Source organism: Modestobacter sp. KNN46-3 (assembly GCF_011039295.1).
In genome coordinates this window covers 1-5837 of record NZ_JAAKGN010000224.1, presented here as the reverse complement: position 1 = coordinate 5837, position 5837 = coordinate 1, and the positions used below count along the sequence as shown (strand labels likewise).

6 protein-coding genes are annotated in these 5837 nt (G+C 74.7%); 5 read left to right on the top strand and 1 reads right to left on the bottom strand.

The annotated features are described in order from the left end of the window. Window positions 1–86: 86 nt before the first annotated feature. The 5 genes from G5C62_RS25130 to ppk2 all read left to right on the top strand — a co-directional run bounded on the left by G5C62_RS25130 (window position 87) and on the right by ppk2 (window position 4835). Window positions 87–734, top strand: a complete 648-nt coding sequence (locus G5C62_RS25130) for an FMN-dependent NADH-azoreductase (RefSeq protein WP_164703161.1) — start codon at window positions 87–89, stop codon at window positions 732–734. A gap of 149 nt (window positions 735–883) precedes the next feature. Then, entirely contained in the window at window positions 884–1648 is a 765-nt protein-coding gene (locus G5C62_RS25125; RefSeq protein WP_164703160.1) for a GNAT family N-acetyltransferase, read from the top strand. After that, on the top strand, window positions 1645–2571 hold the full coding sequence (locus G5C62_RS25120) for a 1-acyl-sn-glycerol-3-phosphate acyltransferase (RefSeq protein WP_164703159.1): 927 nt from the start codon (window positions 1645–1647) through the stop codon (window positions 2569–2571). The genes G5C62_RS25125 and G5C62_RS25120 overlap by 4 nt, the downstream gene beginning before the upstream one ends. Continuing rightward, window positions 2561–3766: a glycosyltransferase family 1 protein gene (locus tag G5C62_RS25115; RefSeq protein WP_206330856.1), complete on the top strand. Its 1206-nt coding sequence runs from the start codon at window positions 2561–2563 to the stop codon at window positions 3764–3766. Before G5C62_RS25120 ends, G5C62_RS25115 begins: the two co-directional genes overlap by 11 nt. A 79-nt stretch (window positions 3767–3845) precedes the next feature. Further along, on the top strand, window positions 3846–4835 hold the full coding sequence (gene ppk2, locus G5C62_RS25110; RefSeq protein WP_241176124.1) for a polyphosphate kinase 2: 990 nt from the start codon (window positions 3846–3848) through the stop codon (window positions 4833–4835). A 94-nt stretch (window positions 4836–4929) separates the two neighbouring features. On the opposite strand, the gene G5C62_RS25105 is transcribed toward ppk2, so the two are convergent. Then, window positions 4930–5748, bottom strand: coding sequence for a DUF2382 domain-containing protein (locus G5C62_RS25105; protein ID WP_164703158.1), 819 nt, complete (start codon window positions 5746–5748; stop codon window positions 4930–4932). Between the last annotated feature and the right edge of the window lie 89 nt (window positions 5749–5837).

Genomic DNA, 5837 nt, shown 5'->3' with positions numbered 1-5837 from the left:
ATGTCGAGCACCGAGATGCACGCCTCAGCCTTCGTCGGCAGCGTACAACGTGTATACGAGACATCCCCCAGCCCCGGGAGCCCCCGATGCCGCACCTGCTGCACCTCGACTCGTCTGCCGATCCGCGCACCTCCGCCTCCCGCGAGGTCACCGCCGCCTTCGTCCGGGGTTGGCGGGACCGTGGCGCGGAGTTCACCGTGGCCTCCCGGGACCTGCAGGCCGACCCGCCGCCGCACCTGCCCGACGCCGCCCTGCACTGGACCCCCCGCCTGCGCACGCCCGACGAGGTCGTCGACCCGGCCGCCGAGGCGCAGCAGCACGTCTACCTCGACGAGCTGCTGGCCGCCGACGTCCTGCTGGTCGGCGCCCCGATGTACAACTGGTCGCTGCCCTCCACGCTGAAGGCCTGGCTCGACCACGTGCACGTGCTGGGCGCGACGGTGCCCTTCGGCGACTACGAGGCCCGGCCGCTGGCCGGGCGGCACGCCGTCATCGTCTCCAGTCGGGGGGCGAGCTACGACGCCGGCGGCGAGCAGGCCAGCTGGGACCACACCGTGCCGCCGCTGGAGCTGGTGCTCGGGCGCTCCTTCGGCATGACGGTCTCGGTCATCACGCTGCAGCTGACGCTGGCCGACCGGGTCCCGGCGATGGCCGACCTGCGCGAGCGCGCCGCCGCCGAGGCCGACGCCGCCCGCAACTTCGCCGAGGAGCTCGCCGAGCGCATCGTCCCCTGACCGGTCACCCGATCGGCGGACACCCGGGGCGGGATTCGCCCGTCCGCCGGGGGCACGCCAGTCCGCGGCCACCCGCCGGACACCTCGGCCGCTGACGCTGACGGCGTCCGGGCCTCGTCCAGGGGCCTCCCGACACCCGAGGTGTCGTCGTGACCGCAGCTGTGACCACAGCCCTGCCGGCCCCCCGCCGCAGCTACACCACCGCCCTGGCCACCCACGCCGACGACGTCGCCGCCGCCCAGCGGCTCCGCTGGACCGTGTTCGCCCAGGAGGGCGGCGCCCTGCTGGACCCCGCGGCCGCCGCCCTCGAACGGGACGTCGACGAGTGGGACGAGCTCTGCGACCACCTGCTGGTGCGCGAGGAGGCGACCGGCGAGGTCGTCGACACCTACCGGCTGCTCCCGCCCGAGCGGGCCGCGGCCGTCGGCCGCAGTTACGGCGACGGTGAGTTCGACCTCTCCCGCCACGCCGCCCTGCGCCCCGGGCTGGTCGAGGCGGGCCGCAGCTGCGTGCACCCCGACCACCGCACCGGCACCGTGGTCACCGCGCTCTGGGCCGGCGTCCTCCGCTACGTGCTCGAGCGCGACGCCACCCACCTGGCCGGCTGCGCCTCCGTCCCACTGACCGACGGCGGGGCCACCGTCGCCGGGGTCTGGGAGACGGTGCGCACCGCACACCTCGCCCCCGCAGCCCTCCGGGTGGTGCCGCACCTGCCCTTCGACGTCATGGCGCGACCGCAGCCGGAGCGCCTGGTGGTGCCCCCACTGATCCGGGCGTACCTGAAGCTGGGCGCCCGGGTGTGCGGCCGGCCCGCCTACGACCCGGCGTTCGGCACCGCCGACCTGTACGTGCTCCTGGCCGTCGCCGACATCCCCGACCGGGTGCTCGCCCGGCTGCTCGGCGGCGACCGATGAGCTGGCTGCCGGTCTCCGCCTGCACCACCGCCTGCACGGCCGACCCCGTCCCGACCGTGGACGCCGCGACGCGACGGCGCCGCTGGCTCCGCCTGGGTGTCGCGCTCGCCGGCACCGGCGTGGCTGCGCTGCGGGCGCCGTGGACCGGCGCACGGGGCCGCCGGCGGCTGGTCGTGTGCGCCGCGGCCAGGGTGCTCACCGCCGCCGGGGTGCGGGTCGAGGTCACCGCGCCGTCCGCGGCCTGGCCGCGGGCAGGTGCCGGGCGCGGCCCGGGCCACCTGGTGGTCAGCAACCACGTCTCCTGGGTCGACGACCTCGCGATGCTCACCGTGGTGCCGGGGGTGCCCGTCGCCAAGCGCGAGGTGGGCGACTGGCCGGTCCTCGGTGGCCTGGCCCGCCGTACCGGCGTCGTCCTCCTCGACCGGGCACGCATCCGGACCCTCCCGGCCGCGGTCGCCCAGGCCGCGGGCCTGCTGCGGTCCGGCACGGCGGTGACCGTCCACCCGGAGGGGACGACGGCGTGCGGGGTGGAGCTCGGCCGCTTCCGCCCGGCGTTCTTCCAGGCCGCCGTGGACGCCGCGGCACCGGTCTGCCCGGTCGCCGTCCGGTACCGGGTCGACGGCGGCGCCCCCACCGCGGTCGCCGGCTACCTGGCCGACGAGCCGCTGTGGCGCAGCATCGCCCGGGTGGTCGCCGTCCGCGGCCTGGTGGTGGAGGTGCACCTGCTGCCGGCGCTCGACCCGGCCGGCGCCGACCGCCGGGAGCTGGCCGCGCTCGCCGAGTACGCGGTCGCGGCGGTCACCGAGGCCCGGCGGCCCGTCGTCGCGGCCCACCCGCGCCGGCCCCGGGTGCCCGCCCGCCGGATGCCGGTCCGCCGGCCCACCGTCATCCCGACCGCCCCCGGAACAGCGCGTGTTGCGTGAGGACACCGCCCTGCTGTGTGCGGGCGTCACCGTGTCGGCGCCGGTCGTGGCCCCGACGCCGTCCGGCGGCGTGGGCATGCGGGTCGCGGTCGTCTCCGAGACCTTCCTCCCCGCCGTCAACGGGGTGGTCAACTCGGTGCTGCGGCTGGTCGACCACCTCGCCGTCCGCGGCCACGACCCGGTGGTGGTGGCCCCGTCCGGCGCCAGCTACGAGTCCCGCTGCGGCGCCTGGGTGGACGTCGCCACCGTGCCGTCGATGCGCCTGCCCGGCTACCGGCAGCTCTCCGTGGCGCGCCCGGTCGGCGACCTGACCGAGGTGCTCGGCCGGCTGGCACCCGACGTCGTCCACCCGGCCTCCCCCGTCGTCCTCGGCCTGGCGGCGGCCCGGGCGGCACGCACGCTCGGGGTGCCGTCGGTCGCGGTGTTCCAGACGGACCTGGCCGCCTACGCCGAGCGCTATCGCCTGCCCGGCGGCCCGGCGGCGGCCTGGCGGTACCTGCGCTCCGTGCACGAGACCGCCGACCTGACCTTGGCTCCCTCCACGGCGAGCCTGGCGATGCTGGCCCGGCACGGGATCGGCCCGGTCACGCTGTGGCGGCGGGGCGTCGACCTCGACCAGTTCGCCCCGTGGCACAGCGACCCCGGCCTCCACCGCGAGCTGGCGCCGGCCGGGGAGCTGCTGGTGGGCGTGGTCGCCCGGCTGGCGGTGGAGAAGCGGCTGGAGCTGCTGGCCCCGCTCAGCGAGCTGCCCGGGGTCCGGCTGGTCGTCGTCGGCGATGGGCCCCAGCGCCGACAGCTGGCCCGCCGGATGCCGCGCGCCCACTTCCTCGGCCAGCTCGGCGGGGCAGAACTCGGCGCCGTCGTCGCCTCGCTGGACCTCTTCGTCCACCCCGGGGCCGACGAGACCTTCTGCCAGGCGGTGCAGGAGGCACTGGCCGCGGGTGTCCCGGCGGTCGTGGCCGCCTCGGGCGGCCCACTGGACCTGGTCCGGCACGGGCAGAACGGCTGGCTCTGGGCCGGGGACGACCCCCATCTGCTGGCCGCCATGGTCGCCGAACTGCGCGACGACCCGGCCGCACTCCGCGCCGCCGCCGACCGGGCCCGGCCCTCGGTGGAGGAGCGCACCTGGGGCCGGATCGGGGACGAGCTGATCGGCCACCTCCAGCACGTGCGCGCACGAGTCAGCGCACCCTGACCACCGGGTTGGGCAGGACGAGCCGCGTCCGGGCAGGATCGGGGCGAGCACCTGGCACCCGGAGACCGGAGACGACGACGTGACCCAGCAGATGCGTGACCGCGCCCCGGAGGGCACGCCGTCGCCCGTCCTCGACCTGTCCCGGTGGCGGCTCAACGCCCTGCCGGACACGCACTCCGACGAGGACTGGGACGACGACCGAGAGCTCTTCGACCCCGACGGCAACCGGGTCGACACCTGGCGCGAGGGCTACCCGTACAGCGAGCGGATGGAGCGGCGCGAGTACGAGATCGAGAAGCGCCGGCTGCAGATCGAGCTGCTGAAGCTGCAGGGCTGGGTGAAGGGCACCGGCCAGAAGCTGGTGCTGGTGTTCGAGGGCCGCGACGCCGCCGGCAAGGGCGGCACGATCAAGCGGTTCACCGAGCACCTCAACCCGCGCGGGTCGACGGTGATCGCGCTGGACAAGCCGTCGGAGCGGGAGAAGACCCAGTGGTACTTCCAGCGGTACGTGCAGCACCTGCCCGCCGCCGGCGAGATGGTCATGTTCGACCGATCCTGGTACAACCGCGCCGGCGTCGAGCGGGTGATGGGCTACACGACGGCCGAGGACTACCTGCTCTTCATGCGCCAGGCGCCGGAGTTCGAGCGGATGCTCGTCGAGAGCGGCATCCACCTGGTCAAGTTCTGGTTCTCGGTCACCCGCGGAGAGCAGCGCAGCCGGTTCATCGTGCGCCAGATCGACCCGGTCCGGCAGTGGAAGCTCTCCCCCACCGACCTCGCCTCGCTGGACAAGTGGGAGGCCTACACCGAGGCCAAGGAGGCGATGTTCCTGCACACCGACACCGGCCACGCCCCGTGGACGGTGATCAAGAGCAACGACAAGAAGCGCGCCCGGCTGGAGGCGATGCGGCACGTGCTGGCCCGCTTCGACTACACCGGCAAGGACCCGGCCGCCGTCGGCACGCCCGACCCACTGATCGTGGGCTCGGCGGCCGAGGTGCTCGAGGAGGAGGTCGGCGCGCCGGTCATGCCCCACCCCGGCGACCCCCTGCCGCCGACGGCCGACTGACGGAGGACCCCTGCCGCCCCGGGGTCATCCGTGGCCGGACAGCACAGCGCCCGCCCCGGGTGGACCGGGACGGGCGCTTGGTGTGCTGGGGAGATCAGCGACGGTTGGTGTCGGTGACCTCGTCGGTGTCGACCTGCTCCTTGCGGACGGTCTCGCTCACCTGCTGCTGCTCGGTGACCGTCTCGGTGTCCAGGCGCACGCGCTCGACCGGGACGGCCTCCTTCTCCACGACGGGACGCTCGGCGTGCAGCGTCACCTCGTGCTCCTCCTCGGAGATCGCCGGGCCGTCCAGGGCGTCGCCGCGGTTGGCGTCGGTGATGGGCTCACGCTCGACCCGGACCTCCTCGTGCGACACGGGGACGGTCTCGGTGACGTTCTCGGTCACGACGTACTTGCGCAGCCGCGCGCGGCCCGTCTCGACGTGCTGGGTGCCGACGTTGACGCGCTCCTCGGAGAGGGTCATCGCGTCGTCGGTCGTGGGACCGGAGGTGTCGTGGCCCACGGTGCCGTGCCGGTTGGTGTCGGCCGTGGTCGTCGTCGTGTCGGTGGTCGTCGTCGTGTCGACGGCGGGGGCACCGGCGGCCGGCGCGGAGGCAGCCGTCTCCGTCATGTTGTAGTGGCGGTACAGCTCGGTCTCCTCGGCCGGGGAGAGGTGGCCGTCGGAGTCGATGCGCGGGGCGTCCTTCACCGCGCTCTTGCTCACGGGGACACGCAGGCCGTCGCCGGTCAGGTCAGCGTCCCGGATCGGGACGAACGACTCCTTGGTGCCGAACATGCCGGTCTTCACGGTGACCCACTCGGGGGCGCCCGACTGGTCGTCGAGGAACACCTCGGAAGCCGTACCGATCTTGTTGCCGTCGGCGTCGATGACGTCTGCGCCGATCACGCGGTCGAGGGTCTCGGTGCCGATCATGTGTTCCGCTCCTCTGTTCGTGTGATGCTGTCTCGCTCTCTGCACTGCCCGCCACGGTCCGGTGCAAAACGGCGATCGCCAGATCGATC